General features: G+C 72.7%; 26 protein-coding genes and 2 pseudogenes. 10 read left to right on the top strand and 18 right to left on the bottom strand.

Annotated elements, in window-relative coordinates; genetic code table 11:
* Positions 1–8: 8 nt before the first annotated feature.
* Positions 9–656: an SLATT domain-containing protein gene (locus ACWCP0_RS32195; RefSeq protein ID WP_451082283.1), complete on the bottom strand. Its 648-nt coding sequence runs from the start codon at positions 654–656 to the stop codon at positions 9–11.
* A gap of 145 nt (positions 657–801) precedes the next feature.
* Positions 802–1,656 carry a helix-turn-helix domain-containing protein gene (locus tag ACWCP0_RS32190; RefSeq protein WP_451082282.1) on the bottom strand — a complete coding sequence of 285 codons (855 nt, stop codon included), beginning with the start codon at positions 1,654–1,656 and terminating at the stop codon, positions 802–804.
* Between the two features lie 101 nt (positions 1,657–1,757).
* On the opposite strand from ACWCP0_RS32190, the gene ACWCP0_RS32185 reads away from it, so the two are divergent.
* Complete coding sequence (locus ACWCP0_RS32185; protein WP_451082281.1) at positions 1,758–2,360, top strand: NADPH-dependent FMN reductase; 603 nt, start codon at positions 1,758–1,760, stop codon at positions 2,358–2,360.
* Between the two features lie 146 nt (positions 2,361–2,506).
* On the opposite strand, the gene ACWCP0_RS32180 is transcribed toward ACWCP0_RS32185, so the two are convergent.
* Complete coding sequence (locus ACWCP0_RS32180) at positions 2,507–3,298, bottom strand: Tat pathway signal sequence domain protein (protein ID WP_451082280.1); 792 nt, start codon at positions 3,296–3,298, stop codon at positions 2,507–2,509.
* 348 nt (positions 3,299–3,646) lie between these two features.
* Here ACWCP0_RS32180 and ACWCP0_RS32175 point away from each other — a divergent pair, with 348 nt between their 5' ends.
* Positions 3,647–4,489, top strand: coding sequence for an aldo/keto reductase (locus ACWCP0_RS32175; protein WP_451082279.1), 843 nt, complete (start codon positions 3,647–3,649; stop codon positions 4,487–4,489).
* 101 nt (positions 4,490–4,590) lie between these two features.
* Here ACWCP0_RS32175 and ACWCP0_RS32170 read toward each other — a convergent pair whose 3' ends face one another.
* The gene (locus tag ACWCP0_RS32170) at positions 4,591–5,136 is read right to left on the bottom strand and encodes an N-acetyltransferase family protein (RefSeq protein WP_451082278.1); all 546 of its coding nucleotides are present in this window, start codon (positions 5,134–5,136) and stop codon (positions 4,591–4,593) included.
* A 79-nt stretch (positions 5,137–5,215) separates the two neighbouring features.
* On the opposite strand from ACWCP0_RS32170, the gene ACWCP0_RS32165 reads away from it, so the two are divergent.
* The 4 genes from ACWCP0_RS32165 (at position 5,216) to ACWCP0_RS32150 (ending at position 8,951) form a co-directional block, all read left to right on the top strand.
* A complete protein-coding gene (locus ACWCP0_RS32165) occupies positions 5,216–6,016 on the top strand; it encodes a hypothetical protein (RefSeq protein WP_451082277.1) in 801 nt (266 codons plus the stop codon).
* Positions 6,017–6,123: 107 nt separating this feature from the next.
* Entirely contained in the window at positions 6,124–6,534 is a 411-nt protein-coding gene (locus tag ACWCP0_RS32160) for a RidA family protein (RefSeq protein WP_451082276.1), read from the top strand.
* Between the two features lie 572 nt (positions 6,535–7,106).
* Positions 7,107–7,580 carry an RICIN domain-containing protein gene (locus tag ACWCP0_RS32155; RefSeq protein ID WP_451082275.1) on the top strand — a complete coding sequence of 158 codons (474 nt, stop codon included), beginning with the start codon at positions 7,107–7,109 and terminating at the stop codon, positions 7,578–7,580.
* Positions 7,581–7,661: 81 nt separating this feature from the next.
* A complete protein-coding gene (locus ACWCP0_RS32150) occupies positions 7,662–8,951 on the top strand; it encodes an SUKH-4 family immunity protein (protein ID WP_451082274.1) in 1,290 nt (429 codons plus the stop codon).
* A 36-nt stretch (positions 8,952–8,987) separates the two neighbouring features.
* Here ACWCP0_RS32150 and ACWCP0_RS32145 read toward each other — a convergent pair whose 3' ends face one another.
* The 4 genes and pseudogenes from ACWCP0_RS32145 to ACWCP0_RS32130 all read right to left on the bottom strand — a co-directional run bounded on the left by ACWCP0_RS32145 (position 8,988) and on the right by ACWCP0_RS32130 (position 11,490).
* Positions 8,988–9,869, bottom strand: a complete 882-nt coding sequence (locus ACWCP0_RS32145; protein ID WP_451082273.1) for a class I SAM-dependent methyltransferase — start codon at positions 9,867–9,869, stop codon at positions 8,988–8,990.
* Positions 9,870–9,993: 124 nt separating this feature from the next.
* Positions 9,994–10,163, bottom strand: a pseudogene (locus ACWCP0_RS32140) (cupin domain-containing protein); the annotation flags it as partial.
* Between the two features lie 218 nt (positions 10,164–10,381).
* Positions 10,382–11,119, bottom strand: coding sequence for a methyltransferase domain-containing protein (locus ACWCP0_RS32135; RefSeq protein WP_451082296.1), 738 nt, complete (start codon positions 11,117–11,119; stop codon positions 10,382–10,384).
* A 65-nt stretch (positions 11,120–11,184) separates the two neighbouring features.
* Positions 11,185–11,490, bottom strand: coding sequence for a 4a-hydroxytetrahydrobiopterin dehydratase (locus ACWCP0_RS32130; protein ID WP_451082272.1), 306 nt, complete (start codon positions 11,488–11,490; stop codon positions 11,185–11,187).
* Positions 11,491–11,539: 49 nt separating this feature from the next.
* On the opposite strand from ACWCP0_RS32130, the gene ACWCP0_RS32125 reads away from it, so the two are divergent.
* The gene (locus tag ACWCP0_RS32125) at positions 11,540–12,352 is read left to right on the top strand and encodes a helix-turn-helix domain-containing protein (protein ID WP_451082271.1); all 813 of its coding nucleotides are present in this window, start codon (positions 11,540–11,542) and stop codon (positions 12,350–12,352) included.
* A 118-nt stretch (positions 12,353–12,470) separates the two neighbouring features.
* Here the strand turns inward: ACWCP0_RS32125 and ACWCP0_RS32120 are convergent, their stop codons facing one another.
* On the bottom strand, positions 12,471–12,899 hold the full coding sequence (locus tag ACWCP0_RS32120; protein WP_451082270.1) for a hypothetical protein: 429 nt from the start codon (positions 12,897–12,899) through the stop codon (positions 12,471–12,473).
* 434 nt (positions 12,900–13,333) lie between these two features.
* A complete protein-coding gene (locus ACWCP0_RS32115) occupies positions 13,334–13,726 on the bottom strand; it encodes a hypothetical protein (RefSeq protein ID WP_451082269.1) in 393 nt (130 codons plus the stop codon).
* Between the two features lie 196 nt (positions 13,727–13,922).
* On the opposite strand from ACWCP0_RS32115, the gene ACWCP0_RS32110 reads away from it, so the two are divergent.
* Positions 13,923–14,645: an SMI1/KNR4 family protein gene (locus ACWCP0_RS32110; RefSeq protein ID WP_451082268.1), complete on the top strand. Its 723-nt coding sequence runs from the start codon at positions 13,923–13,925 to the stop codon at positions 14,643–14,645.
* Positions 14,646–14,946: 301 nt separating this feature from the next.
* Here the strand turns inward: ACWCP0_RS32110 and ACWCP0_RS32105 are convergent, their stop codons facing one another.
* The 5 genes and pseudogenes from ACWCP0_RS32105 to ACWCP0_RS32085 form a co-directional block, all read right to left on the bottom strand.
* Entirely contained in the window at positions 14,947–15,123 is a 177-nt protein-coding gene (locus tag ACWCP0_RS32105; protein WP_351222805.1) for a hypothetical protein, read from the bottom strand.
* An 87-nt stretch (positions 15,124–15,210) separates the two neighbouring features.
* On the bottom strand, positions 15,211–15,558 hold the full coding sequence (locus ACWCP0_RS32100) for a hypothetical protein (protein ID WP_451082267.1): 348 nt from the start codon (positions 15,556–15,558) through the stop codon (positions 15,211–15,213).
* Positions 15,559–15,642: 84 nt separating this feature from the next.
* Positions 15,643–15,894, bottom strand: a pseudogene (locus ACWCP0_RS32095) (amino acid permease); the annotation flags it as partial.
* Positions 15,895–15,907: 13 nt separating this feature from the next.
* Positions 15,908–18,049, bottom strand: coding sequence for an alkaline phosphatase family protein (locus tag ACWCP0_RS32090; RefSeq protein ID WP_451082266.1), 2,142 nt, complete (start codon positions 18,047–18,049; stop codon positions 15,908–15,910).
* A 102-nt stretch (positions 18,050–18,151) separates the two neighbouring features.
* Positions 18,152–18,580 (bottom strand): hypothetical protein, encoded by a 429-nt coding sequence (locus tag ACWCP0_RS32085; RefSeq protein ID WP_451082265.1) that lies wholly within the window; start codon positions 18,578–18,580, stop codon positions 18,152–18,154.
* 195 nt (positions 18,581–18,775) lie between these two features.
* Here ACWCP0_RS32085 and ACWCP0_RS32080 point away from each other — a divergent pair, with 195 nt between their 5' ends.
* Both ACWCP0_RS32080 and ACWCP0_RS32075 read left to right on the top strand, forming a co-directional pair.
* Positions 18,776–19,549, top strand: a complete 774-nt coding sequence (locus tag ACWCP0_RS32080) for an MBL fold metallo-hydrolase (RefSeq protein WP_451082264.1) — start codon at positions 18,776–18,778, stop codon at positions 19,547–19,549.
* Positions 19,550–19,563: 14 nt separating this feature from the next.
* A complete protein-coding gene (locus ACWCP0_RS32075) occupies positions 19,564–20,190 on the top strand; it encodes a DedA family protein (RefSeq protein WP_451082295.1) in 627 nt (208 codons plus the stop codon).
* Between the two features lie 13 nt (positions 20,191–20,203).
* On the opposite strand, the gene ACWCP0_RS32070 is transcribed toward ACWCP0_RS32075, so the two are convergent.
* The 3 genes from ACWCP0_RS32070 to ACWCP0_RS32060 all read right to left on the bottom strand — a co-directional run bounded on the left by ACWCP0_RS32070 (position 20,204) and on the right by ACWCP0_RS32060 (position 23,520).
* A complete protein-coding gene (locus ACWCP0_RS32070; RefSeq protein ID WP_451082263.1) occupies positions 20,204–21,514 on the bottom strand; it encodes an MBL fold metallo-hydrolase in 1,311 nt (436 codons plus the stop codon).
* A gap of 46 nt (positions 21,515–21,560) precedes the next feature.
* Positions 21,561–22,781, bottom strand: coding sequence for an aminotransferase class I/II-fold pyridoxal phosphate-dependent enzyme (locus ACWCP0_RS32065; protein ID WP_451082262.1), 1,221 nt, complete (start codon positions 22,779–22,781; stop codon positions 21,561–21,563).
* A 166-nt stretch (positions 22,782–22,947) separates the two neighbouring features.
* A complete protein-coding gene (locus ACWCP0_RS32060) occupies positions 22,948–23,520 on the bottom strand; it encodes a TIGR03086 family metal-binding protein (RefSeq protein WP_451082261.1) in 573 nt (190 codons plus the stop codon).
* Positions 23,521–23,745 lie beyond the last annotated feature (225 nt).

Here is a 23,745-nt window from a genome sequence, read left to right as displayed (position 1 = left end):
CCCCCTCCTCACGCGGGCGGCAGTGCGCCTTGCTGTTGCTGGATCTGCTGACCGGTGGAGCTGAACTCGGCCAGCCACTCGGCCGTCTCCGCCTCCACATGACCGCGCACGGCGACGATCAGCCCGGCCACCAGCGCCAGGCGGCGTTCCAGCAGGGCATCGGCCACGGGAGCGTCACCGGCCGTCCCATCGGACGCGCGAAGCAGTTCCCTGCTCCAGGCCAGCTGGAAGTCGTTGAGCTCGCGCTGCAGAGCCTGTGCCGCCTTGATGTCCCGCATCCATCCCGACGACAGTCCGAAGAAGTAGTCGAAGCCCTTGCATCCCGCCGCGGCGGCAAGCACCACGTACCCCCACGCGTCCGGCTGCCCCCCGGACGCCGCCCCGGCCAGGGGGATGACAGCGCCGGAAACGGCCAGGGCGACCGTCAGCGCACGGATGCCCCGCGAACCTTTCCGCTTGAGCCTCTTGTCCCGGAGATACCAGTCGATGGCGTCCTCAGTCTCCCGCTCCGCCCAGGCGCGTATCTGCTCCAGAGACTCCACATTCTGCTGTGCTGTACCAGGTGAGAGCGAGGGGAACGGGTTGGTGCGCAGGTCCCTGCGCCGTCTGCGCTCGTCGGTCCCCCGCAGTTCCCGCCGACTGACCTGACTCTGCATCAACATCCTCCGCAGACACGCCCGTTGGATCAACGAGGTTACACGCAGGAGCGGCCTCCCCCACAGGCGAACGACATTCCCCCGCCCGGCGCAGCATGGCCTGGCACCACCAGGGCCCGGCGCCCGAAGCGCGCCCGGACAGCCGTCAGCCCGACACGGCCCGCAGCGCCCCCGGCCGGCGCCCGGTGAGCCGGTCCAGTGCGGCCGACGCGGCGGCGTCCGCGGGGAGGTGGACAAGAAGGCGCTGATCGTCGTCGGCGGGCAGGTCGAGGGTTTCGTACGCGAGTCGCAGCTCCCCCGCCTCGGGGTGGACGAGGCGCATGATGCCGTCGGCCTTCGGCAGTCCGGGCACGGAGGTCACGCGTCCGGCGAAGGCCGTGCCCGCGGTGACGGTGAGCTCGTCGGCGAGGGCGGCGATGTGCGGGTCGGCCCTGAAGGGACCGTGCTTGAGCGCGGCGACCTGCTGGTCGGCGACGAGGTCCCAGTCGGGGAACGCGGTGCGCGCCCGCGCATCGGTGAAGACGTAGCGTGCGAGGTTCGGCGGGTCCCCGTCCAGCAGCCCGATCGGGGCCACGAGTTGCTCGTACGCCCCGGTGCGGGCGAGGATCTCGCCGAGCCGGTTGAGCAGGACGGCGGGGGTGGGCTCCAGGCGTTCGAGCAGGGCCCGCACGGTGGGTCGCACGGTGCGGACCGGCGTCGCGCCGCCCATGCAGCGGAAACCGCCGTCGGCGGTCTTGGTCAGGCGGTGCATATGGATGCGTTCGCTCGGGGCCAGCCGGAGCGCGTCGGCGAGCGCGGACAGCACCGGCGGCGACGGTCGGCGGTCGCGCCCCTGTTCGAGCCGGGTGACGTACTCGACGCTGACTCCGGCCAGCGTCGCCAGCTCGGCGCGGCGCAGACCGGGCGTGCGGCGCCGCAATCCGGTGGGCAGCCCCACCTCGGCCGGGGTGACGGCCTCCCGGCGGCTGCGCAGGAACAGGCCCAGCTCGTTGTCGCTCACCCTTCGAACGTAACAGGCCTGCGGCGCCCGGATCGTGGCCCTCTCACTACCAGCCTCGGCCCGGCCTTCCTGGTCTCCGTGCCGCCCGGCAGCGTGGAGGCATGACCTCACGGAATCTGAACCTCGCAGTGATCAGCGGCAGCGTCCGGGAAGGCCGCTTCGGGCCTGTCGTCGCCGACTGGTTCCTGGAGCAGGCCCGGCAGCACGGCCGCTTCACGGTGGACCTCGTCGACCTCGCGGACACCCCGCTGCCGCTGGAGCTGCCGGCGGTCCCGCCGGCGCTCGACCCGAACCTGCCCCGTCCCGACTCGATGGCGGACCTCACCCGGCGGCTCGACGCGGCCGACGCGTTCGTCGTCGTGACGCCCGACTACAACCGGAGCTTCCCGGCGGCCCTCAAGGCCGCGATCGACTGGCACTACACCCAGTGGCAGACGAAGCCCGTCGGATTCGTCGGCTACAGCGGCGCGAGCGGAGGTCTCCTCGCGATCGAGCACCTGCGGCAGGTCTTCAACGAGCTGCACGCCCACACGGTCCGCGACTACGTCGCCTTCCCCCGCTACTACGAGCTGTTCTCCCCCGAAGGCACCCTCATCGCCCCCGAGGGGCCGAACGGGGCGGCGAAGGTCCTCCTCGACCAGCTGGAGTGGTGGGCTGCGGTCCTCCACGACGCGCGGCGCGACAGGCCGTACACCGCCGCCTGACAGCGGTGGTACGGCCCGGCGCGGGGGCACACCCTCCGCGCCGGGCCTCGCCCACCGCCGGGCCCGGAGACGGTGGAGCCGGACGAGAAGGCACGTCCTCGCCCTCGTCCTCGCCCTCGCCCTCGTGACGGCGCTTCGCGGACGGGTCAGACGAGCTGGTACGCGCGCAGGTCGGTGAGGAGCAGGTGGCAGTTCTGCAGGGAGCCCGAACTGTCGCCGAGGGAGCGGTAGATGCCCCACTTGGGGCGCACCCGGTCCGCGAGGAAGGTGTCGACGCCCGACTTCGACGCGTCGATCACGGTCGTCGAGCCGTTCCTGAGGATCCAGCGGACCGAGCCGGACGTACCGTTGCCGATCTTCATCTGGAAGTCGACGTCGATCCACTTGTCGTGCAGCGGTGCCAGGTTCGTCCGGCCGACCAGGGTGTCGGATGCGAAGAGCTTCAGCTCGATCGTCTGGACCCCGCCCACCCGGCGCAGCGACTGCACGACGATCGGCGAGGTGCCGGTGCCGGGCTGCTTCATCTGCATGATGTGGGTGAAGGTCGTGGTGGCCTTCAGGCTGCTGGGGATGTACATCGCGTACGTGATCCGCCAGGTCTCTCCCTGCAGCCACCGCAGGTAGGAGGATCCGTTCCGGCAGCCGGTGACCTCCTGACGCTGGCGGTCGGTGCTGGTGTCGCGGTCGACGGTGTGCATGTCGAAGCGCCAGTTGTCGCCCTGGGCGTGGATGTGCGGCCGGCCGGCCGTGTGCGAATCCGCCCGGTCGTCCTCGATGGTCTCGAAGGCCCGCAGCCCGTCGCTGCTCGCCGACGGCGACCAGCGCAGTTGCCAGGAGGCCGCGGACGCGGCGCCCGCGGCGGGCAGTCCGGCCGCGACGGCGCCGCCGAGAGCGGCGCCCAGTACGGCCCTGCGAGATGCCCTGGTGGGTTCGGTCATCGTGTACGTCACCTCGTTCGGAGTGGGGGGTCCGCAGTCCGGCTCCCGCTACGCGAGCCGGGTGCACGGGCCGAGGCCGGCGCCGAGCCGCGACAGCCCGGTGAGCGCGTCCCGGTACGGGCGCGAAGGCAAGGATCCCGAAAGCGTCGACCTCGCACCGATGTTCACATGGATGTACCGCGTTCATCGATGTGCAATAGAGTTACGTCATGGCGGGACGCGGTCAATGGTTCCGGCGGACAAGGCCGGAACGGTATCGGCCAACTTTCCGGGCGCCCGGGAATCCGTCCGCCGGAGAGATCGTTGACCGAAGAAAGCACCGAACGACGACGTAAGGATCGACCGCTCGTGAGCAAGGTCCCCTCCATCACCCTGAACAACGGTGTCGTGATGCCGCAGCTCGGTTTCGGTGTCTGGCAGGTGCCGGACGACGAGGCGGCGAAGGCCGTGGGCACGGCTCTGGAGGCCGGTTACCGCAGCATCGACACGGCAGCCGCCTACGACAACGAGAAGGGCACCGGCCGGGGCCTCGCCGCCTCGGGCATCCCGCGCGAGGAGCTCTTCGTCACCACCAAGCTCTGGAACAGCGCCTCGGAGACGTGGACGCGCGACGCCGTGTTCCGCGCCTTCGACGCGTCGCTGTCGAAGCTGAACCTCGACCATGTCGACCTGTACCTGATCCACTGGCCTCGCCCGATGCGCGACGACTACATCACGATCTGGAAGGCGTTCAGCGAGCTGAACGAGAGCGGCCGCGCGAAGGCGGTCGGCGTCTCCAACTTCACGTCGGCCCATCTGAGCCGGGTGATCGACGAGGTGGGGGTCGTCCCCGCCGCCAACCAGATCGAGCTCCACCCGCAGCTGGCGCAGGCCGAGTCCCGCGCCTTCCACGCCGAGCACGGCATCGCCACCGAGGCCTGGTCCCCGCTGGGACAGGGCAAGGGTCTGCTCGAGGTCCCGACGGTCGTCGCGATCGCCCAGAAGTACGGCCGCACCCCGGCGCAGATCGTCCTCCGCTGGCACCTGCAGCTGGGCAACGTGGTGATCCCGAAGTCCGTCACTCCGTCCCGGATCGCCGAGAACATCGACGTGTTCGGTTTCGAGCTGGACGACGAGGACATGACGGCCCTCGCGGCTCTCGACGAGGGCAGGCGCCTCGGGCCGGACCCGGACACCTTCGACTGGAACTGACCGGCTGCCGCACGGCTCCGTCACCTCTTCCGGCGGGTTCCTGATCGAGGCTCGAGGGTCTCGACCAGGAACCCGCCGGCGCAGGCCGCGGACCGGCACCCTCAGAGCGCATCGAGGATCATGAGCACCTCGTCCCGGGTGTCGTCGGGCGCGAGGCGAAGCGCTGCGGGCCAGCGTCCGATCTCACGCCAGCCGAGCCGCCCGTAGAAGTCCTCCAGCCCTTCGCCGCCCCGGGCCGCGAGATGCAGCTGTTCGAGCCCCAGTTCCTCGCGAGCGACCCGCCGCAGCTCGCGCATGAGTGCCGAGCCGACGCCACGTCCGCGGAAGTCGGGGTGGGCCTGAAGGTGGTTGACCGTCCCCCAGTGGCCGACGAGCCGGTCGGGATCGCGGTTGAGGACGACCCATCCGGCCAGGACTCCGTCGCACGTGGCGGTGATGAGACGGCTGTGCCGCGGGCCGAGACGGCCGAGGATCCTGTCCGCGACGGGCGCCACGTCGCCGTCCTGGACGGGCGGGAACGGGAATCCGGCGGCACCGCCCGCGTTGGTGACCGCGATCCAGCAGCTGACGACCCGATTGCGGAGTTCGGGGGTGACACTGCGCGGGTCGGATATCTGCGCGAGCGTGAGGGCACTGTCGTTCGGCATGGGGACAAGCATGCCAGCGCCTATCAGGGCCACTCTTTCGGGTCAAGTCCCGAATTCCCCTGTCACGCAATTCAGGGGCATGACCCGATTCGATCGGCCGGGCCTAATGGAGGCACGGGTTCACGCAGATCCGGTGACCCGCCCGTATCGCCCGGAAAAGCCGTGGCGGCGCGAAATGACCGTTCGACGATTACCGTCACCCTTTTCCGGAAGTGATTCCATGACTCACCGTTCCCGGCCGCAGCGCCTCGTGATCCTTGCCGCATCCACCGCCCTGGCCGCAGCAGGTGCACTCCTCCCCACCAGTGCATTCGCCGCCCCGGCGACACCGCATGCCGGCACCGTGGCCGCCGCGGAAGCCGGGCGGGCCGGCCACGGTCACGGTCACGGCCACCAGGGGAGCGACGTCATCACGGTCAGGTGGGTGGAAAGCACCGATGCCCCCAGCGGCATCACCTTCAAGATTCCCGAAACGGCCACCGTCGAGAAACGCGCCGAAGCCGGCGACGGAAAGATCGCCAGCTGTCGCATCTACCTGATGCGGACCTCGGACGGGCTCAACGGCGCCGTCGGTGTCTACGACATGCCGGGCACCCCGGAAACTCTCCGTAAGGCTCTTCAGGGCTTCGTCGAGGGCTACAACAAGGAACCCGGCGGGAAGATCGCCATCACCAGCAGCCGGATGACCACCGTGGACGGCCGCCCGGCCCTCGACGCGCGTCTGTCCACCACGGAGGGCAAGGCCAGGGGCGTGGGTTCCGTTCGCTTCATCGCCGACGACACCCATGTCGTTCAGGTCCTGACCCTCGCCGGCGAGGCGGACAAGAAGGCCGCGGACCGGATGCACCAGCAGCTCCTCGCCGGCGTCCGCATCCCTTGACCGTCCGGAGCGATCGGCGAAGCGGCGCCGGGAAAAGCAGGGGCGGGAGCAGCCGGGCGTTGGCAGGATGTCCGCGCTCCACGCCCGATGCGAAAGGACCCACGACCGTGGCCCGTGCCGTCACTCTGATCCGCTCCACCGCCCTGTCCGACGTCGCCGAGTACGCCTACGCGGCCACGGCACCGGCCGAGTCACGCCTGATCTTCCTCGCCGGGGCGTGTCCGCTGAACCACGACGGCTCCACGGCAGCGGTCGGAGACTACGCGGGCCAGGCAGCGAAGGCCGTCGAGAACATGCGGGCTGCTCTCGCTTCCGCCGGTGCCTCGCTGGAGGACGTGATCAGCACACGGGTTCTCGTCGCGTCGGCACGGCAGGAGGATCTGGTGACCGCCTGGCAGGTGGTCCGTGACGCGTTCGGTGAACACGACGTCCCCAGCACCCTGATGGGTGTCACCGTGCTCGGCTACCAGGACCAGCTCGTCGAGATCGAAGCCGTCGCCGCCGTCCTCGACTCCTGAGACCCTCCGGGGCCGAAACCCTCGCGGAACCGGTGACGTCGTGCGGCCCCGCCGAAGCGGCGACCACGGACCGTGGCGGGGCACCCGGCGCCGGGGCCACGGTCGGGCTCAGGGAACCGTCGGTTCGCGGAAGCCCGGCCCAGGCCGAACGTGGCGGCGACGAGCCCGTGGTGGCCCGCGTCGTTACGCGGTCGCTGTCGCGTAGGTCAACCACGGCGCGGGTCACCCACGGGCGGCCCTCGGCCGGCTCCGTCCAGCCCTCGCGCGCCCGGATCCCTGGTCGTCCGGACCCGCCCGTCGTCGGTGCCGACGTGGATCGTGGTGCCGTCCCCCGCGGGCGCGATGGTCGTGATCGTGCCGTAGTGGGTGTGGATCGGCTTGGGCCCGGGCCGCCGGACAGACCGGGGCTGACGGGCTGCCGGGTGACGCCGCCCGCCCGCGGAGCCGTTGAGCACCTCGGACCGGTGGTTGAGGATCCTCGTGCGAACGTGACGACGTCCCGGCGCCCGGTGGGACGGGCCCTCATCAGCCGGGAGCTGCCGTTCGGATCGCCTCACGTAATGTGAGGCTCCATGAGCGAGAACCACGGCCCCGCGGCTGCTCCGTTCCAGGAGGGCCGCTATCTGGTGCGCAATGTCGGCAGCGGCCTGGTGCTGGAGGTGTACAACGGCGCCAAGGGCAGCGGCGCCAATGTGCAGCAGGGCAAGGAGACCGGGGCTCCGGCGCAGCAATGGGACATCTCGTTCGCCGGTGGGGGCTTCTACCACCTGGTCAACACCAACAGCGGCAAGCGGCTCGACGTCGCAGGCGCGTCGACCGAGAACGGCGCCAACGTCCAGCAGTGGAAGGCGAACAACTTCGGCGCACAGGAGTGGCTGATCGAACAGCACCTGGACGCGCCGGGGACCGTCACGCTGGTCAGCCACATCAGCGGGCTGCTGCTGGAGGTGGAGGACGGCTCGGCCGAGGACGGGGCGAACGTGCGGCAGTGGGAGGACACCGACTCGCCGTTCCAGTGGTGGCAGTTGGTAAGGGTCACGGCCTGACGCATCCAGGCTGACGGATCACCGGCCGACGACCGCCAAGGCCGAGGCCACGCCGATCATCGACAGGGGGAGCAGCGGGGCATGGGTACCGACTCGACGGAGAGCCGGCGGGGCGCCGGGCCAGAGGCCGGCCGGCCGTGCCGGGTGGCGGAGGCGGACCTGCCGGAGGAACTGTCGCACGGCCCGAGCCGACGGTTCCTGAGCGAGCAGGGCCTGCCCGCGGCCGTCGCCGACCTCGACCTCACCGTCCTGCACAAGGGCCGGCTGGAGCCGCTCACCCGGTGGGAGGGCGGCGAGGTGGTCGGGGACGGGCGGCTCCTGGTCCTAGGCGAGACCGACTACTGCGGCAGCCGGGTGGTGCTCGACGGCGTGACCGGCGAGGTCCGCCTCGCCGCCCGGGCGGGTGCAGCGCACCGCGAGCGGACAGGAAGGGCTCTCCGCCACGACCCCGGCCGCTCCGCCCTCCTCCCTTCCGACCTGCTCGCCTCCGACCTCACCGCCTTGGCAGGGCTCCTCCACGCAGCCGAGTCGGTGTCGCAGGCGGCGCGGCAGGCCGATGCGTTCGGGCACCGCAGAGGGCCCGGAGTCGTCGCCGAGGTGATCGATGCCGCCGAGCGGCGCATGCGCGCCGCCGACCCGCAGCTGTTCGCCGCCGACTCTCCTCCCCCGCACTGGGGTACGTCGCTGCTGGTGCGTTCCCTGTGCTGGGGCGCCCGGCCCGGTCTGCCGGGCGCTCTCGCGTACGAGTTCGGACCTGACCTGGTGGAGGAGCTCGCAGAGCTCGACGGCGAGGGCCGGGTGCGCCGCTACCGGCCCGAGGAGATACCGGACGGCCTCACCCACGAGCCGACCCGGCGGCTGCTCACCGAGCTCGGACTGCCCCTCGACTGCCAGCTCTTCTGCGCGTTCGACGAGCCGCTGCGCACCATGGTGGAGGCCCACCCCGACGCCTTCGACGAACCGGCGGAGCCGTCGAAGGGACCGGGGGCAGCCGCAGGCCGTGCGTACCAGCGCGACCACATCGCCGTCGGATGGTGGCCGCACGACCTGGTGATCGCCCTCGACGGTGCCACCGGCCGACTGGAACTGCCGGAGTGGTACGACGAGGGCGGGCCCGCGGCTTATCTCAACCGGGACCTGTCCGCGCTGCTGTATGCCTTGTGGACCTACGAGCGGCTGCGCGCCGAGTGGCGCCGGTGGGACTGCGGTGTCGGCCGCGACACCTGGCAGGTGTTCGACCCGCTCGCCCTGCTGCACAGCCGGGTCGACGAGATGGTGAAGGCCGTCGACCCGGAGGCGTTCCGGAGCCCCCACCACTCCTGGCGCTTGCTCGCCGAGGACCCCTACACCGGCGGCCTGCTCAGCAATTGAGGCTTCCTGCGGACCGCCCGCACGGGGGCTGTCGGCTCAGCCGCGGCGAGCCGTGTGCACCGTGCGGGCCGCCAGCAGGAAGCAGTCCGGGCGGCGCATGAACCCCTCGTCGTCGTCCGGGTCCAGGAGCCGGTCCAGCACGGCGGTGTCGTCGTCGGACAGCCGCCCGGCCAGCGCCTTGCGCTGCCAGGTGAACGCGGAGATCAGCTGCTCGCGTACGGCGACGGTGACCGGCGCCGGGATGTCGAGGAGGAAGGAGCGCGTGGCGCTGGGCGCGAGGCCCGCCGCGGCCAGTAGCGCGCGCCAGTCCTCGACCTGCGCCTTGGTGTCCGGCAGTGCGCCGCGCATCTCCTCGAACCAGTCGCCGCTCGCCGCGTCGATCCGGCTCTCGAGGCCGGGGCGGCCGATGCCGATGTCACGGGGCAGGTGGCGCGGCTGCAGTCCGCCTTCGACGACGGCGAGCAGCCCGCCGGGGCGCAGGCGTCGGGCGAGGCCGGTGAGGGCGGCGCGCTGGTCCCCCAGGTGGTGCACCGAGTTGCCCGCCCAGATCAGGTCGGCTTCGCCCAAGTCGTCGATTCCGTGGGGCATTTCGGCGGCGTGCGTGCTTACGCGATCGCCGAGCCCTCTGCGCTCGGCCCGGGCCATGGCGCGGTCGAGGAGTGCGGGGGTGGAGTCCACGGCGACCACCTCCGCGTGCGGGAACGCCTCGGCGAGCAGGCAGGTGATCACCCCCGGTCCGCTGCCGATGTCGAGGACGCGGCGCACGGCGGCGGCTGGCAGCTGCTCGCCGATCCAGGCGGCGGCCTGCGCGTAGAGCGGTTGCTGCAGCTCGGCGCCGCGTTCCAGGAGCGGAGTGAGCTCGTCCCAGTCCATGTGGGTGGTGTCCGTGCCGTGAGTGTCGTCGTGGTGATGGCTCATGACGTCAGGGTGCGCGCCGGGGTGCCGTCATGGCGAGCCGTGTTGCGGTTCCGGTAAAGCGGCCGCGGCGGTGCGGTGTTCCTGCGGGCTGATGCCGCGTACGCGCTTGAACGCGGCGCTCAAGGACCGGCGCACCGGTGTCGGGGACGATCCACGCCTCGCCGTGCGTGACGCACATCAGACAGAGCGGGGCGTGGTCCTCGACCGTACGGACCAGGGCGGATCCATCACCGTACGGAGCAGGAAGGCTCCTCTGGCCCTGGGTCCGTCGAGCAGGCCCGCGAGTGCGTCCATGGTGCCGAGTGTAGGGGACCGGCGTAGACGCACGCGTCTGGTCGGGCTGACGCCCGCGGCGCTCCGCCCGGCGCACACGGCGCCCGGTCAGGACGTCACCGGTCGGGTCAGGACGTCACTGGCCGGGCCCGGCCTCGGCCGAACGGCGCGCCGGTGGGAGGGCGACGGAGCATGCGAGCCTCCGGACGAGCGGCCACCGGAGTCCGGGTGAGGCCCCGTCAGCGGCCCGGTGTGGGCCTGCGCAGGGCGAGGAGCCGGTAGCGCGGTTCGGGCCGCGGCTCGTCAGGGTCGGGCAGGGCGCGCAGCTCCGCGGCGAGCTTCTCGGCGATCACGCCGCGTGCCGTGAGCCGGGACGCGTACTCGCCACGGAGCAACGCCTGGGCGACGCGGCGCGGTGAGCGGCCCTGGCCGTGCCCGGTGAAGTGTGTCTCCCCCGCCGGGTGCAGGCCGTGGGCCGCGGCGAACGCCTCGATGCGGTCGGCGCGGTCGTGCGCCTCGGTCGAGCGGTACGGCGCGAGGACGGCGTCGATGTCGCTGCCCACGTCGTGCCCGGCGTCCTTGTCGACGGTGGTCACGAACACCCCGCCGGGGCGCAGCACCCGGGCCGCCTCGGCGACGATCGCCCGTGCGTCCCCTACGAGATGCAGCAGCCACACGGCGCTCACCGCGTCCACCGAGGCGCCTGGCATCGGGAGCCGCCGGACGTCGGCGAGGACGACGGTTCCGATGCGCGTGGCGGCGATCCTGGCCATGCCGTGGGCGGAGTCGGCACCGAACACGCGCAGCCCGGTCCTGGCGAGGCGCTCGGTGACGAGCCCCGTGCCGCAGCCGATGTCGAGGAGCGAGCGGGCGGCCCCCGGCACGAGGGAGAGCACCGCCGCGGCGGCCGCCGTGGCGCGGGGCACACCGCCGCGCGTCGCGTCGTAGACCGCGGCCTCCACGTCGTAGTCGAGCAGGGTGTCCCGGCCGGCGCCGGCCGCCCCCGCCGTTTCGCGGGTGGTCTCGTCGTCGTGCAGCACGGTCAGCTCGCGCCGTGGTTCGGGGCGACCGTCTCGACGCGGCGCGCGAGCTCGAAGTCGCGGTCGGTGATCGCGCCGCCCGCGTCGTGCGTGTTCACGGTGAGGTTGACCGTGTTGTAGCCGAGGGTCAGATCGGAGTGGTGTTTCAGCTCGTCCTGGATCTGCGCGACGTGCACGACGAGCGCGGTCGCCGCGAAGTGGTTGCCGAGCCGGTACGTACGGGCGATGCGGTCGCCCTCCTGGGACCAGCCGGGCAGCTCGCGCAGCCTGTCCTCGATCTCCTTCTGCGACAGCGGCTCTGTGGGCATGAGCGTGACTCCCTCCGGGATTGTCTGCGGGCGACGTTACGGTTTCCGTATGACAACTGTCTCGCCCGACACGGGAGTGGGGCCACTGCTGCGTGCCTGGCGGGAGCGGCGCAGGCTGACTCAGCTGGAGCTGGCCCTGCGCGCGGATTCCTCCGCCCGCCACATCAGCTTCGTCGAGACGGGGCGGTCCCGGCCGAGCGAGGAGATGATCCTCAAGCTCGCCGAGCATCTGGACGTCCCGGTCCGCGAGCGCAACGCGCTGCTGCTGGCGGCCGGCTACGCGCCGCGGTACGCGGAGACGTCCCTGGACGATCCGGCACTGGAGGCCCTGCGCGCGGGCATGGAGCGGCTGCTGCACGGGTACGAGCCGTATCCGGCGCTCGTCGTCGACGGGACATACACGGTCGTGGCGGCGAACCGGGGGATCGCCATGCTCCTGGAAGACCTCCCGGAGCATCTGCTCACTCCCCCGCTGAACGCGATGCGGATCACCCTGCACCCGGAGGGCCTCGCCCCGCGGATCCGCAATCTGCGCGAGTGGCGCGGGCATCTGCTGACCCAGATGGAGCGTCAGATGGCCCTGGCCCGCTCCGATTCGCTGCGCCGGCTGTACGAGGAGGTCGCCGGGTATCCCGTACGGGAGCCGGGCGAGGACACGGCGGAGCGCGAGGGGGACGCGGCGCCCTACCCGTACTTCGCGCTGCCGCTGCGGATCGAACACCACGGCGTGGTCCTGTCGTTCCTGTCGTCGATCTCCACCTTCAACACGCCGCTGGACATCACGGTCGCCGAGCTGGCCATCGAGACGTTCCTCCCGGCCGACCCGGCGACGGTGAAGTACCTTCAGTCACTGACGCCTTGAACGTCCGTACCGGCGGGCGCGGGGTGCGGGGTGCGCGGGCCGGCTGGAAGCGCCGGTCCCCGCCGGCCACCGGGCCCGAGGGCCCGGTGCGGGACGGACACCGTCCTCATGGCTCGCGTCACGGAGCGGGGTGCGGAGTGAGCGCCTGCAGCGCGAACCACTGAAGCCCCGCGAACCCCGCGACGGTCATCGCCTGCATCACGATCCACAGCGCCCCCGCGGCGCTGGGCTCCAACCACGCCACCAGCGCCACGACACTGAGCACGACCCAGGCCGCGTTGGCGTCGACCACGAGCTTCACGGGCCCGGCGGGCGGCTGCGGCCGGGCGGCGAGGAGCCCGACGCCCACCGCGAACAGCGCGAGAAACACACCCAGTGCGAGCAGCAGCGTCGCATCGACGCCGAGCAGCCGCCCGAGCGGCCCGGACGCCGCGAGATAGGCCAGCCCGTTGGCGGCCGTGACGACGGCGTCGAGGGCGAGGAAGCGACGGAGAGCCGTCCGCGGCTCGGTGGTGCGGGAGAGTCCGGCGAGCAGGGCCTGGGACATGGCGGATCAGCCTCCATCGAGTTCGTACGCACTGGTCGGTGACCCGGAACCCGGACGAAGTGCGCCGCCCGGGCCCCGGTGACCATCACGATGCCGGGGTTCGGTGGAGGGGTCGATTACCCGTGGGGTAATGGCGGCGACGGAGTCTCTGTGCAGGTCACGGCGGCCATGCGCAGAGATTCCGCCGAGGGAGGGCGCCAGTCGGGGAGCCAAAGGCGCGAACTCATGCGCTCGGTCGAAGCCCGGATCTCCGTGGGAACCGGGTGGCTGCACGGCTGACCGGGCGAGACCACGATTCCGGGGCGGCCGAATTGCCGACGACCGCACTCGGGATCTCGTCGCCCCCGGCGCCCGGAATTCGTCAGTGACGACAAGCCCGTCCTCCCGCCGAAGTCCTGGCCGCCGTATCGACCACCGTAGAGGTGGGCGATCGGTCAGGCAGCAGTCCCGTCCGGCTGACGGCCCCGGGCCGGCCTGAACCAGACGTACAGAGTGCGGGCGAAGCACAGCAAGGCCAGAGGGAAAGCGATGCTGTAGTTGCGGATTCTGTCCTCGTGCGTCTCGATCGCCTTCTCCTGCATCTCCGCGTAGCTCCCGCCGCCGCCGTTTCCGCTGTAGTCGTCACACCTGTCGCCAGGAGTCATCGCCACGCCGCCGCAGTCCGGCGCCGCGTTCGGGTCGAAGCCCAGGTTCAAGATGAAGGATGCGACTGCGAAGATCAGAGTTCCGAGCCCTATCAGCAGGGGAAGGCACCCGGGTACGTACTGACCACCCGACCCGCCTCGCCCTGACTGTCCGTCCGGCGCACCGTCCTGTGTTGCCGTCATGTCGCCCCTCCATCACTGCGCGCAGACTTGTCCGTCTCGTCCGCGGGCACGCACGCGTCCTCAACGACCGACGCCTCTCGGCCTGGAGCACATTTCTTACCATGGGATCCGGCGGTGCATGACGTGCTCCCGTCACGCGGTCCCGGGCTTGAGATCCTGGTCCGCAACTCCGACAGCTTGTTTGGGAGGTGGAGCGATGGGCGGGACCTGGGCTGGGGTGCGGGACCGCGTGCTCGCGCTGCAGAAGGCGCCACGCTGGAGGGGGGTGTTCGGGGCCGACTTCCACGGCCACGGCCACAAATTCCAACTGCTGCCCGTCCTGACCGAGGAACAGCTGCGAGCGGTGGAGCGACGGCTCGCGACCGAACTGCCCGAGGAGTACCACACGTTCCTCCTGGAGGTGGGGGCCGGTGGCGCGGGCCCGGACTACGGGCTCTTCCCGATGAAGCCGTCCGGGCCCGGCGCCCTGCCGGCCACCGGCCGCTGCACGCTGCCCTTCGACCCCGGGCTCACGGCCGAGCTCGACACGCACGAGTGCGCGGAGCCCCAACGGGCCGACTACCCGGACGACGATGCCTTCGCCGCCGCGTACACCCCCTGGGAGGCCCGCCACGAGGAGCTGTACGACGCGCTGACCGAGGGCACCCTCTGCATCAGCTCCCAGGGCTGCGCGTACTACTCGCTCCTGGTGGTCACCGGCCCCCAGCGCGGCACCATGTGGGACGACGTACGGGCTGTCGGCGAGGGCGTGGTGCCGGTCGGACGGCGCGGCACCACGGGACCCGTTTCGTTCGCGGAGTGGTACCTGAACTGGCTCGATGACGCCGAGCGCCGCGCGTGGGACGAAACGAGCGAACCCTCACCGCGCCCGCTGTTCACCTCCGACCGGAGTCTGTCCGGCGAATCAGGCGAGCCATGAGCGGAGCCAGCGTCCTCGGGGTGCGTCAGGATCGCATCGACGACGTCGTCGGGCAGGTCCTTCCGCCGGGTGACCCAGAAGACGATCGAATGGTCGTCAAGGCTCAGCAGACGCACGAGGACCGAGGCCGGTGCCGCCGGGTTGACCGCGAGGCCGTTCAGTGCGGCATCGAAGGGAGATCTCACAGGGACACGGTGGTTCGAGTGGCCGCCGCACCCGCCGGGGCGAGCCGGAGCGGGTGCGGTGAGTCGGACGCGGGTGAGATGAAGTGCGGTGCGGTGACGTTCGCTGCCTGCGGGAGTCAGCGGGTCCTGTCGCCCTCGGAGCCGGGATGGTGTCCGCCGCCGCGCTTCACCGGTTCACGTTCAGGTTCCGGTGCGGCGGCCTTGGACGATGCGTGGGCCTCGGGCGGCGGGTCCGTGCGGGCGGCCTCGGCGCGGATCATGGCGTTCAGGGCGGCGAACGGGTCGATGGGCATGGCTGTGCTCCTTGCGCGTGTTGGGGGGTGGGCCGTCGTGAACGGGGGCCGCACGGCAGGAGCCGGCCGGCCACCCGTGCGGCTCCCTCAGCAGCGCAGGACCACGGATCTCGTCGGGTGCGGTGCCGGCGGCGTCACGGGTACGGCGGCGCCGCGGAGGTTCGGGCGAGGCAGGGCCACGGGAGCCTGGCGGTCACGGGGGGCCTGCGTGCCGCGCCGCTCGGCGCGGCAGGGCGGGTCGGGCTGTTCCGTCCCGGTGGTGTCCTGATGGCCCTCCCCGGCCGGATCGACCGGGAAGGAGGAGGCCGGCGGCCTGGCGTCGGCGCCCTGCGGCGTCACGACTGCCGCACCCGCCTGCGTACTCCACAGCGCGATGAGGGCAAGCAGAGCGACCAGCACGGCACGAACGACTGCACAGCGCGCGGAACGGTTCACGGGTGCGCACCTCCTGCACATGCCACATGTGCCCGCGAACCGGCCCCGACCCGCCCGCCTCGGGCCCGGATCCGCTCGTGCGGCCTACACCCGCTGCACCCGTTGTGCCGAATGCGTCGCCCGGGTGGCCGCCCTGTGGTTGCGCGCCGACATCCACGCGTACATGAGGACGCCGGCGAAGAGGAACAGCACGCCCTGGTAGACCGCCGCGTAGCCCGAGCCCGCGACCAGCCGCACCGAGAAGGCGGCGGCGACCGTCGCGAGCACGCCGTCGCGCACGAGCCGGGCGCGGCTGACGCGGTGCGACTGCCCCGAGGCCAGGTAGTGGATCTGTGCAGGCTGCACAGAATCACTCATTTTTGTCCGGTACGGCCCCGCCGGTCACCGGAAATGCCTCTTCCGCACCGGCCACCTGCCGTGGATCCTCCACACGGCCGAGCGGCACCTGCGGGCCGTGCCCATCCCTCAGGGACTCGTCGAGCCAGCGCCGCAGCACCTCGTGCACCTGTTCCGCGCCCGTCGGCTCACCGCCGTCGGCTACCGGATCGGAGAACTCGCGCGGCCACAGCAGAAACGGATGGGACTGCTCGCCGCCGAGCCCCCCGTGCGAGCCGATCTGCTCCTCGAAGGCGTGCACCCGGCCGCTGTCGGGGTCGTACATCGAGTTGACCATGATGTCCGCGACATGCGGGAAGGAGTCGGTGCGCCGGACGGCGTCCGCCGCCCCCGGCCCGAACACGGCCAGCGGCCCCGAGCCGTCGAGCGTGTCCACCGGCAGCTCCGCCCCGTCCCTGCCGAGCACGACGGAGCCGTGCCGCTCGCTGCGCACCAGCAGGAAGCCGATGCCCGGATGGTTGGCGAGGGTGCGCAGCAGCGCCGGGTGGTGGCGGTCCATCTGCTCCCGGCTGAGCCGCCCCGGCAGGCCCGGGAAGGAGATCAGGCCCAGGTTGCCCGAGGCGAGGACGACCGGGTCGGTGCCGCCCGTCGGCCGTTCCGCGGCGTCCTCCTCGCCGACCGGCCGGTGCAGGGCGCTGCGCAGTGCGTCACGGACGGCGTCACGGGCCTCCGCGCCGCTCCTGGTGCGCCCGGCGCGGCGCGACACCGGCAGCCCGCAGCCGGCCCGCACCAGATCCTTCAGCGTCAGCCCGTACACACCCTCGAAGGTCTCGCCGGGACTCTGGCCGTGGTCGGAGAGCAGCACGATCCGGTACGTGCGCGGCGCATGCTCCGCGACCTTGGCGATCAACGCGACGGCGCGGTCGATCCGCTCCAGCACCTTCGCCGCGTCCCGGCTGTGCGGTCCCGAGTGGTGGGCGACCTCGTCGTACGCGACGAGGTCCGCGTACACGGCCGTGCGGCCGACGAGCATGTCCCCGATCACCGCGGCGACCACCACGTCCCGTTCGACGACCGTCGCGAAGGCCCGGATGAACGGGTAGAGGCCGCCGCGGCCGACGCGCGGCTCGTCGCCCCGCAGCCGGGAGCGGATCGACTGGCCGATCTCGCGGACGACTTCCGCGACGAAGGAGAGCGCGGTGCGGACGGCATTGGCCGGGTCGGAGAAGTACGCGAAGTATCCGGCCCGGGAGCGGTTGGCGCGGCCGCGCCGGGCGGCCACCGAGAGCACGAGCGCCAGCTGGTCGGCGCCGCCGCTGAACAGGTTGCCGCGGCTGGCCCCGTCGAGGCTCAGCAGTCCGGCGTCGCGCGTGCGGGCGACGGCCCGGCGCTGGAGTTCGGCCGCGCTCGCCGGACGGTTGCTGACCATGATCCGGCCGGTGTCCTTCTCGTACCAGCGGAAACCGGGGACGTCGTGGTTCGAGCCGTGCAGGATGCCGAGCTGGCTGGCGCCGGTCTGGCTCGACCAGTCGGTGCGCCAGCGGGTCAGCCGGTGCGACGTGTCGAGCCAGCCCGCCACGGTCGGCATCAGCCCGTCCGCGACCGCCTGGAGGAGCACGGCGTGCCCGACGCCGTCGAGCTGCAGGAACACCGTGCCGGGCGGGGCGCTGCCCGCGATGCGCTCGCCGCGTCTGCGACGGCGCCGGTCGGCGAGGCGGGAGAGACGGCGGCGGTATGCGTTGTCGTCGCGTACGGCGAGCGCGGTGGAGGTGGCGGAGGCGACGGCCGACATCACGGCGGCGACCACGACCGCGGTCTCCGGGGCGGCCGCGCCGCCGCCGGCGGGGATCAGCCGCAGGGCGAGCAGAAGCAGCGAGCCGTTGAGGAAGAACACCAGCAGCCCGAGGACCAGGGCCGGCACGAGCAGGAGCGCGCGGACGATCACGGGCCACACGAGGACGGTCAGCAGGCCGAACGCACCCGCGCCCCACGCCGCGGTGAGGGCCGTCCGGGTGACGCTCTCCCCGTCGGACGACTGGAGCTCGAAGTCGGGGAGGATCCCCGCGAGCGCCAGCATCGTGAGCGTGGACACGGCCCACACCACGATCACTCGCAACAGGGCGCCGCCGGCCGTCCGCCATCGCCGCTCGCCCACGCCAGGTCACTGCCTCTCGCCTGCAGGATTCCCTCGAAGTCCAGCGTGACACAAAGCCGGACACGGTCCTCTTCCCGCCCGTGGACCGGGATGCGGCCCCTCTCAGCAGCCGTCGTATCCGGCCGTCGGCATCGAGAGCCTGCGGTGCACGCTCGCCTTCATGGCGGCGTCGTAGGACGGCTCGTCGAGTCCCGCGGTCTCGAGCCGTATGCCGCGCCGCTCGCACTCGGCGGAGAAGTCCCGCCGGGAGGTGAGCGCGCGGGCGAGCACCCGCTCGTTGGGGGCGACGAAGAGATCGACGAGGCCGGCGTCGACGTCGGCCCAGAGCGCGCAGTGGTCGGGGCGCAGCCCGTAGAACAGCAGTTCCCGGGTGACGACGTACCCCTTGTCCGCGGCCCAGCGTGCGCACATGGCGTGCTGGGTGCGGGTGTCGACGAGGAAAGGATCGCTGTCGAGCTCCTCGAGCGGGGTCAGACTCGCGATCGCCGCCACCCGTAGGTCGCTTCGCGCACCGCTTCGCACGTCGTCCATGGACCGTCCCCCTGCTTCGGCTGTCCTCGCCGACACTACTCCGAGTGCCACCGCGCGAAACAGGCGCACTCAGAGGGCTGCCGGAGGACCACGCGGCCGCTGCGGGAGGACCGCACGGCCGCACAACGCCTACTCTCGTATCCGGGCTCGTGCACCGGCCGGGCACGGGTCCCGCAGGAGCGAGGAGGCGGGTGCGTGGCGGTGGAGGTCACCTGGTGGGGTCACGCCACCTGTACGGTCGAGGACTCCGGGGTCCGGGTGCTGACCGACCCGCTGTTCGTGGGCAGGCTCGCGCACCTGCGGCGGCGCCGCGGTGCACTGCCGCCGCCCGAGGCCGCGGTCGCCGAGGCCGTCGTCGTGTCGCATCTGCACTCCGACCATCTGCATCTGCCGTCGCTGGCCCGGCTCGCGCCCGGCACCCGGCTGATCGTGCCGCGCGGAGCGCAGCGCGCGGTGCCCGGGCTCAGGCGACTGGACGGGCTGCGGATCACCGAGGTGGCGGCGGGGGACGAGGTGGCGGTGGAGGGCCTGTTCGTACGGGCCGTTCCCGCGCTGCACGACGGGCGGCGGCTGCCGGTGGGGCCGCACCGCTCCCCGGCCCTCGGCTATGTGATCCGCGGTGCGGCGCGGACGTACTTCGCCGGGGACACCGGACTGTTCGACGGCATGGCGGAGGCGGTCGGCGAGGTGGAGGTGGCCCTGCTGCCGGTGGGCGGCTGGGGGCCGTTCCTCGGGCACCACCATCTGAACCCGGACCGGGCTGCGCGCGCCCTCGCCGCCCTGGCGCCCTGCTCGGCCGTGCCGGTGCACTACGGCACGTACTGGCCGATCGGGATGGACGCGATCCGGCCCCACGAGTTCCACTCGCCGGGCGACGAGTTCGCGCGGAAGGCGGCGCGACTGGCGCCGAACGTGGCGGTGCACCGGCTGGGGCACGGCGAGAGTGTCCGGCCGGAGGTCACCCGGTGACGCTCCAGGACGTCATGGGGCAGGTGCCTCCGGAGTCCACGCAGCAGGCCGTCGGCTATCCGTCGCTGTTTTTGCTGGTTGCACTGGGTGCGCTGGTGCCGGTGGTGCCGACGGGGGCGCTGGTGAGTTCGGCCGCGGTGGTGGCGTTCCATCAGACGACACCGTTCGCCGTGCTGTTCGTCTTCCTGGTGGCGGCGCTCGCGGCGTTCGTCGGGGACATCACGCTGTACTGGCTCGGGCGGCGCGGGGTCGGGTCGAAGAACGGTTCGAAGTGGCTGGAGGCCTTGCGCGGCAGGGCGACGCCGGACCGGCTGGCGCAGGCGCAGCGCAAGCTCGACGAGCACGGGACCCAGGTGCTCGTGCTGTCGCGGCTCGTGCCGGCCGGGCGGATTCCGGTGATGCTGGCGTGCCTGCTGGCCAGGATGCCGACGGCTCGGTTCGCACGGGGCGATGCGCCGGCGTGCCTGGCGTGGGCGGCGACGTACGGGCTCATCGGGATCCTCGGGGGCTCGCTGTTCCCCGAACCGTGGCAGGGGGTCGTGGCGGCGGTGGCCCTGACGGTGGTGATCAGCGCGGCGCCCGCGCTGTGGCGCAGGCTGCGGCGGCCGGGGCCGGGCTCGTCGGACGGCCGGCAGGCCTGAGTCGCCGGCTGCTTCAGTCGGAGGCGAGCAGGCGCGCGCCACAGCTCCGGTCGGCCACGGACAGCAGGCGTGAGCCGCCGACCGGGAGGTCCCAGAGCTGCTCGCGCGCGAGGCCGGTGTGCTCCCAGGCCGCCAGCAGCCTCGCGAGCGGCTCGAGGACGGGCTCGGCGGAGAGCACGAACGTCGCCCAGTGCATCGGCGCCATGTTGTGGGCCCCGAGGTCCTGGAAGGCCTGCACGGCCTCCTCCGGGTCCGTGTGCACGGTGCTGAGCCACCAGCGCGGCGCGTACGCCCCGATCGGCAGCAACGCCAGGTCGATGTCCCGGTGGCGCCGGCCGATCTCCTTGAACCAGTGGCCGTATCCGGTGTCGCCCGCGAAGTAGACCCGGCGGCCCTGCTGGTCGGTGAGGATCCAGCCGCCCCAGAGCGAGCGGCAGGTGTCGGTCAGGGTGCGCTTGGACCAGTGGTGCGCCGGTACGAAGTCGAACCGCACCGCTCCCCCTCCGGGCGCGGGCAGTTCGGCGGCCTCCCACCAGTCGAGCTCGGTGACGCGGGTGAACCGGCGGCGCCGGAACCAGCGTCCGAGCCCGGCCGGGACGAACAGCGGGGTGCGCCTGGGGAGGCGGGCGACGGTGGGGGCGTCGAGGTGGTCGTAGTGGTTGTGGCTGATGACCACGGCATCGACGCGCGGCAGGTCCTCCCAGCGGATGCCGACCGGGGTGAGACGGGCGGGGGTGCCGAGGATCCTGCGCGACCACACGGGATCGGTGAGCACGGTGAGCCCTCCGATCGCCACCACCCAGCTGGCGTGCCCTGCCCAGGTGACGGCGACGGTCCCCGGCTCCGCGGCGGGCAGCGGCCCCGGCGCGAAGGGCAGTTGGGGGATGTCCGCCAGCCCTGCCGAGGCGGGCCGCAGCGCCCCTTCCCTGGCCAGCCTGGCCATGACCCTCACCCCGGGCAACGGCGCGGTCAGCCGGTCGGCGAACGAGCGCGGCCAGCGGCGGACCGAACCGAGCGGGCGCAGTCCGGTCGTGGAGCGGGCTCCGGCGGTGCGTGCGGCGTCGGCTGCACCGGCGGCCCCCGCCGGGCCGTCTCCCCCGTGAGTGCCCGCTCCCCCGGTCGGCGCCGGACCTACCGAAGGACTCGCCTCGACGGGCGACCTGACGGGTCGCACCGCGGATGAACCGGGCTCCGGCCGGGTGGAGGCGTCCACGCGCCCCTGACCTGCGGCGCACCCGTCGCCGGGCGCCGGACGCACGGGGCCGTACGGGTCGTCCGCCGCGGGCGGGTGGTCGGCGGGGCGGGGCTCCGGGTGGTCCGTCATCTGGGGCTCCGTTCAGCGCGGGTGGCGCTCGCGATTCGCGGGTGGGTCAGCGGAGTTCGTCGAAGGCCGATCCGAAGGCGGTCAGTGCCCGGGCCACATGGGGCAGTTCCAGTGGTCGTTCGGCGGCGAGCGATTCCAGTCGCTCCTCCGGCGTCGTGCCGAGCAGCGGGCCCGTGCCCAGGCGGACGCGCAGAGCGCCGAGTTCGTCTCCGAAGCGGTGGCCGCCGGGCGACAGGGTGCCGAGGCGGGCGCTGAGGTAGTCCTCGAGTTCCATGGAGTCGGTCACGCTGCGCGCGGCGAGCCGGGCGCGCAGCGGGCCCAGGTCGGCGTAGAGATGGCGGCCCGCCTGCGGGGGCCGGGCGAGGGCGCCTGCGGTGAGGACCGCGCGGTGGGCCGCCGCCGCGACCTGGGCGTGGAGTGCGGCCGCGCGGGCGGCCCGCCCCGTGACGGGCCCGGGTTCGCCGAGGGCGTGCGCGGCGGCGACGGCGACCGGACCGGCGACGAAGGCCCCGAGCGCGGTGAGGATGTCGAGGACCCTCGCCCGCTTCCCCGTCGCTCGGTCCGTGGCGGGGAAGCGGGCGACCGCCACGGGCCACGCGGCCGGGGCGAGCGAGCCCGACAGGTCGCTGATCACGGTCACGTCGTCGGGGCACATCTCGGCGGGGCTCAGCAGCACCCGCTCGTGCGGCCGGTGCAGCGTGTCCCGCCAGGTCTCGTCGCTGACGATGTGCAGGCCCTCGTCGACGGCGGCCTCGCAGGCCTCACGCACGAGCTCCGGCGGAGCGACCGTGGCGGTCGGATCGTCGGCGACGGAGAGCAGCAGCAGATGCGGTGCACCGCCCTCGGCCCGCACCCTGCGCACCGTCTCCAGCAGCGCGTACGGGTCCGGCACGCCACCGCACTCCGCGGGCGTGGGCACGTGGTACGCGGGCCGCCCGAGAAGCCGGGCCTGCGGCGTCCACCAGGCGGGGCACGGCCGCGGCATCAGCACATCGCCGCCGTACGCGGCCAGGAGGGCGAGCAGCAGGGGCTGCACGCCCGGCGCGGCCGCGACGTCCTCGGAGCGGCTGCGCAGCCCGCGCCGCCACCAGTAACCGGCGGCGGCCTCCCGCAGGATCGGCCCTCCGCCGGGCGGCTCCTGGGTCGACGTGCGCCCGGCCGCGGCCGCCAGCACCTCGGCGAGCTCCGGCAGCACGGGCAGGCCCGGCTCCGGTGCGGGCGGGCCGTAACGGACCGGACCGTGATCTTCCGGAACCGTCCGCTCCATGCGACCACCTCCCGTGCTCGCGCCCGGGAACCCTGCCCGGCCCACGTGCCCTTTATACGGAGGTTCGGCCCGGCCCGCCGCTCCGGTCAGCCCATTCCCGTGATCCGCGCCGCCTGCCCGATCGACCCGATCTGCTCGATCTCACCGCTTTACGGGGTCCGCATGATCACGGGTTGCGCCCGAGCAGGCAGAGCAGCTGCATCTGCACGCCCGCTCCCGCCGGAGGCGTCACGGCAGGGGCGAACAGCCCGCTCTTCGCCAGGCCCGCGGCGTACGGCGCGACCTCACGCTCGGTGAAGTCGACGAGCGCGCCGGGAAGCGCCTCGTCCGCGCCGATGGCCCGGGACAGGTCCCATGCGTGCACGGTGGCGTCGGCGACCATCTGCGCACAGTAGGCGGCCACCGTGCTCTCGCCGTACGACAGCTCCACCGCGCGCTCCAGTGCACCCGGCTCGTTGAAGGCGGCCTTCGCGGCGGATGCGGCGCAGTCCCAGGTGACGGCCGGGTGCTCGCCGAGTACGTCGCCGTCGAAGGCGTCGCCGACGTCGGCCATGGTCCTGCCCTCGCCGACCAGGGGCGACACCCAGAGCTGCTCCACGGTCAGATGGTTCACCAGGTCCCGGACGGACCATTCGGTGCAGGGCGTCGGAGCCTCCCACTGGTCGGGCCGCACCGCGTGCACCCGGTCGGTGAAGAGCGCGAGCGCCTCGGCGTGCCGGTCCAGAAGGCGATTGTCCATGGGGACCACTCTGCGCCCGCCCGGCGGCCCACGCGAACGGTCCACCCCGGGCCCGGGGGCGGTGTCCGCAGCGCACTCCGCGGCGCGGCACGGGGAACCACGGGGAGGCGTCGAGGTCGCTCCGCGGCGGGGCGAGGCGCCACGGCCAGAACCCGACGTCCGACCGCAGCACGGCCCAGGGCCCACGGCGAGGGTCCGAGGTCGCTCCGCGGCGGGGGTCCGAGG

The organism is Streptomyces sp. NPDC001970 (genome assembly GCF_053594115.1).
This window is presented reverse-complemented; position numbering and strand designations above follow the sequence as displayed.

Excerpts from the sequence above, each read along its gene's own strand:
- ACWCP0_RS32195 (WP_451082283.1), bottom strand. The coding sequence starts at position 656 with ATGCAGAGTCAGGTCAGTCGGCGGGAACTGCGGGGGACCGACGAGCGC.
- ACWCP0_RS32185 (WP_451082281.1), top strand. The coding sequence starts at position 1,758 with ATGACCTCACGGAATCTGAACCTCGCAGTGATCAGCGGCAGCGTCCGG.
- ACWCP0_RS32180 (WP_451082280.1), bottom strand. The coding sequence starts at position 3,298 with ATGACCGAACCCACCAGGGCATCTCGCAGGGCCGTACTGGGCGCCGCT.
- ACWCP0_RS32170 (WP_451082278.1), bottom strand. The coding sequence starts at position 5,136 with ATGCCGAACGACAGTGCCCTCACGCTCGCGCAGATATCCGACCCGCGC.
- ACWCP0_RS32165 (WP_451082277.1), top strand. The coding sequence starts at position 5,216 with ATGACCCGATTCGATCGGCCGGGCCTAATGGAGGCACGGGTTCACGCA.
- ACWCP0_RS32155 (WP_451082275.1), top strand. The coding sequence starts at position 7,107 with ATGAGCGAGAACCACGGCCCCGCGGCTGCTCCGTTCCAGGAGGGCCGC.
- ACWCP0_RS32150 (WP_451082274.1), top strand. The coding sequence starts at position 7,662 with ATGGGTACCGACTCGACGGAGAGCCGGCGGGGCGCCGGGCCAGAGGCC.
- ACWCP0_RS32145 (WP_451082273.1), bottom strand. The coding sequence starts at position 9,869 with ATGAGCCATCACCACGACGACACTCACGGCACGGACACCACCCACATG.
- ACWCP0_RS32130 (WP_451082272.1), bottom strand. The coding sequence starts at position 11,490 with ATGCCCACAGAGCCGCTGTCGCAGAAGGAGATCGAGGACAGGCTGCGC.
- ACWCP0_RS32125 (WP_451082271.1), top strand. The coding sequence starts at position 11,540 with ATGACAACTGTCTCGCCCGACACGGGAGTGGGGCCACTGCTGCGTGCC.
- ACWCP0_RS32120 (WP_451082270.1), bottom strand. The coding sequence starts at position 12,899 with ATGTCCCAGGCCCTGCTCGCCGGACTCTCCCGCACCACCGAGCCGCGG.
- ACWCP0_RS32115 (WP_451082269.1), bottom strand. The coding sequence starts at position 13,726 with ATGACGGCAACACAGGACGGTGCGCCGGACGGACAGTCAGGGCGAGGC.
- ACWCP0_RS32110 (WP_451082268.1), top strand. The coding sequence starts at position 13,923 with ATGGGCGGGACCTGGGCTGGGGTGCGGGACCGCGTGCTCGCGCTGCAG.
- ACWCP0_RS32105 (WP_351222805.1), bottom strand. The coding sequence starts at position 15,123 with ATGCCCATCGACCCGTTCGCCGCCCTGAACGCCATGATCCGCGCCGAG.
- ACWCP0_RS32085 (WP_451082265.1), bottom strand. The coding sequence starts at position 18,580 with ATGGACGACGTGCGAAGCGGTGCGCGAAGCGACCTACGGGTGGCGGCG.
- ACWCP0_RS32075 (WP_451082295.1), top strand. The coding sequence starts at position 19,564 with ATGGGGCAGGTGCCTCCGGAGTCCACGCAGCAGGCCGTCGGCTATCCG.
- ACWCP0_RS32070 (WP_451082263.1), bottom strand. The coding sequence starts at position 21,514 with ATGACGGACCACCCGGAGCCCCGCCCCGCCGACCACCCGCCCGCGGCG.
- ACWCP0_RS32065 (WP_451082262.1), bottom strand. The coding sequence starts at position 22,781 with ATGGAGCGGACGGTTCCGGAAGATCACGGTCCGGTCCGTTACGGCCCG.
- ACWCP0_RS32060 (WP_451082261.1), bottom strand. The coding sequence starts at position 23,520 with ATGGACAATCGCCTTCTGGACCGGCACGCCGAGGCGCTCGCGCTCTTC.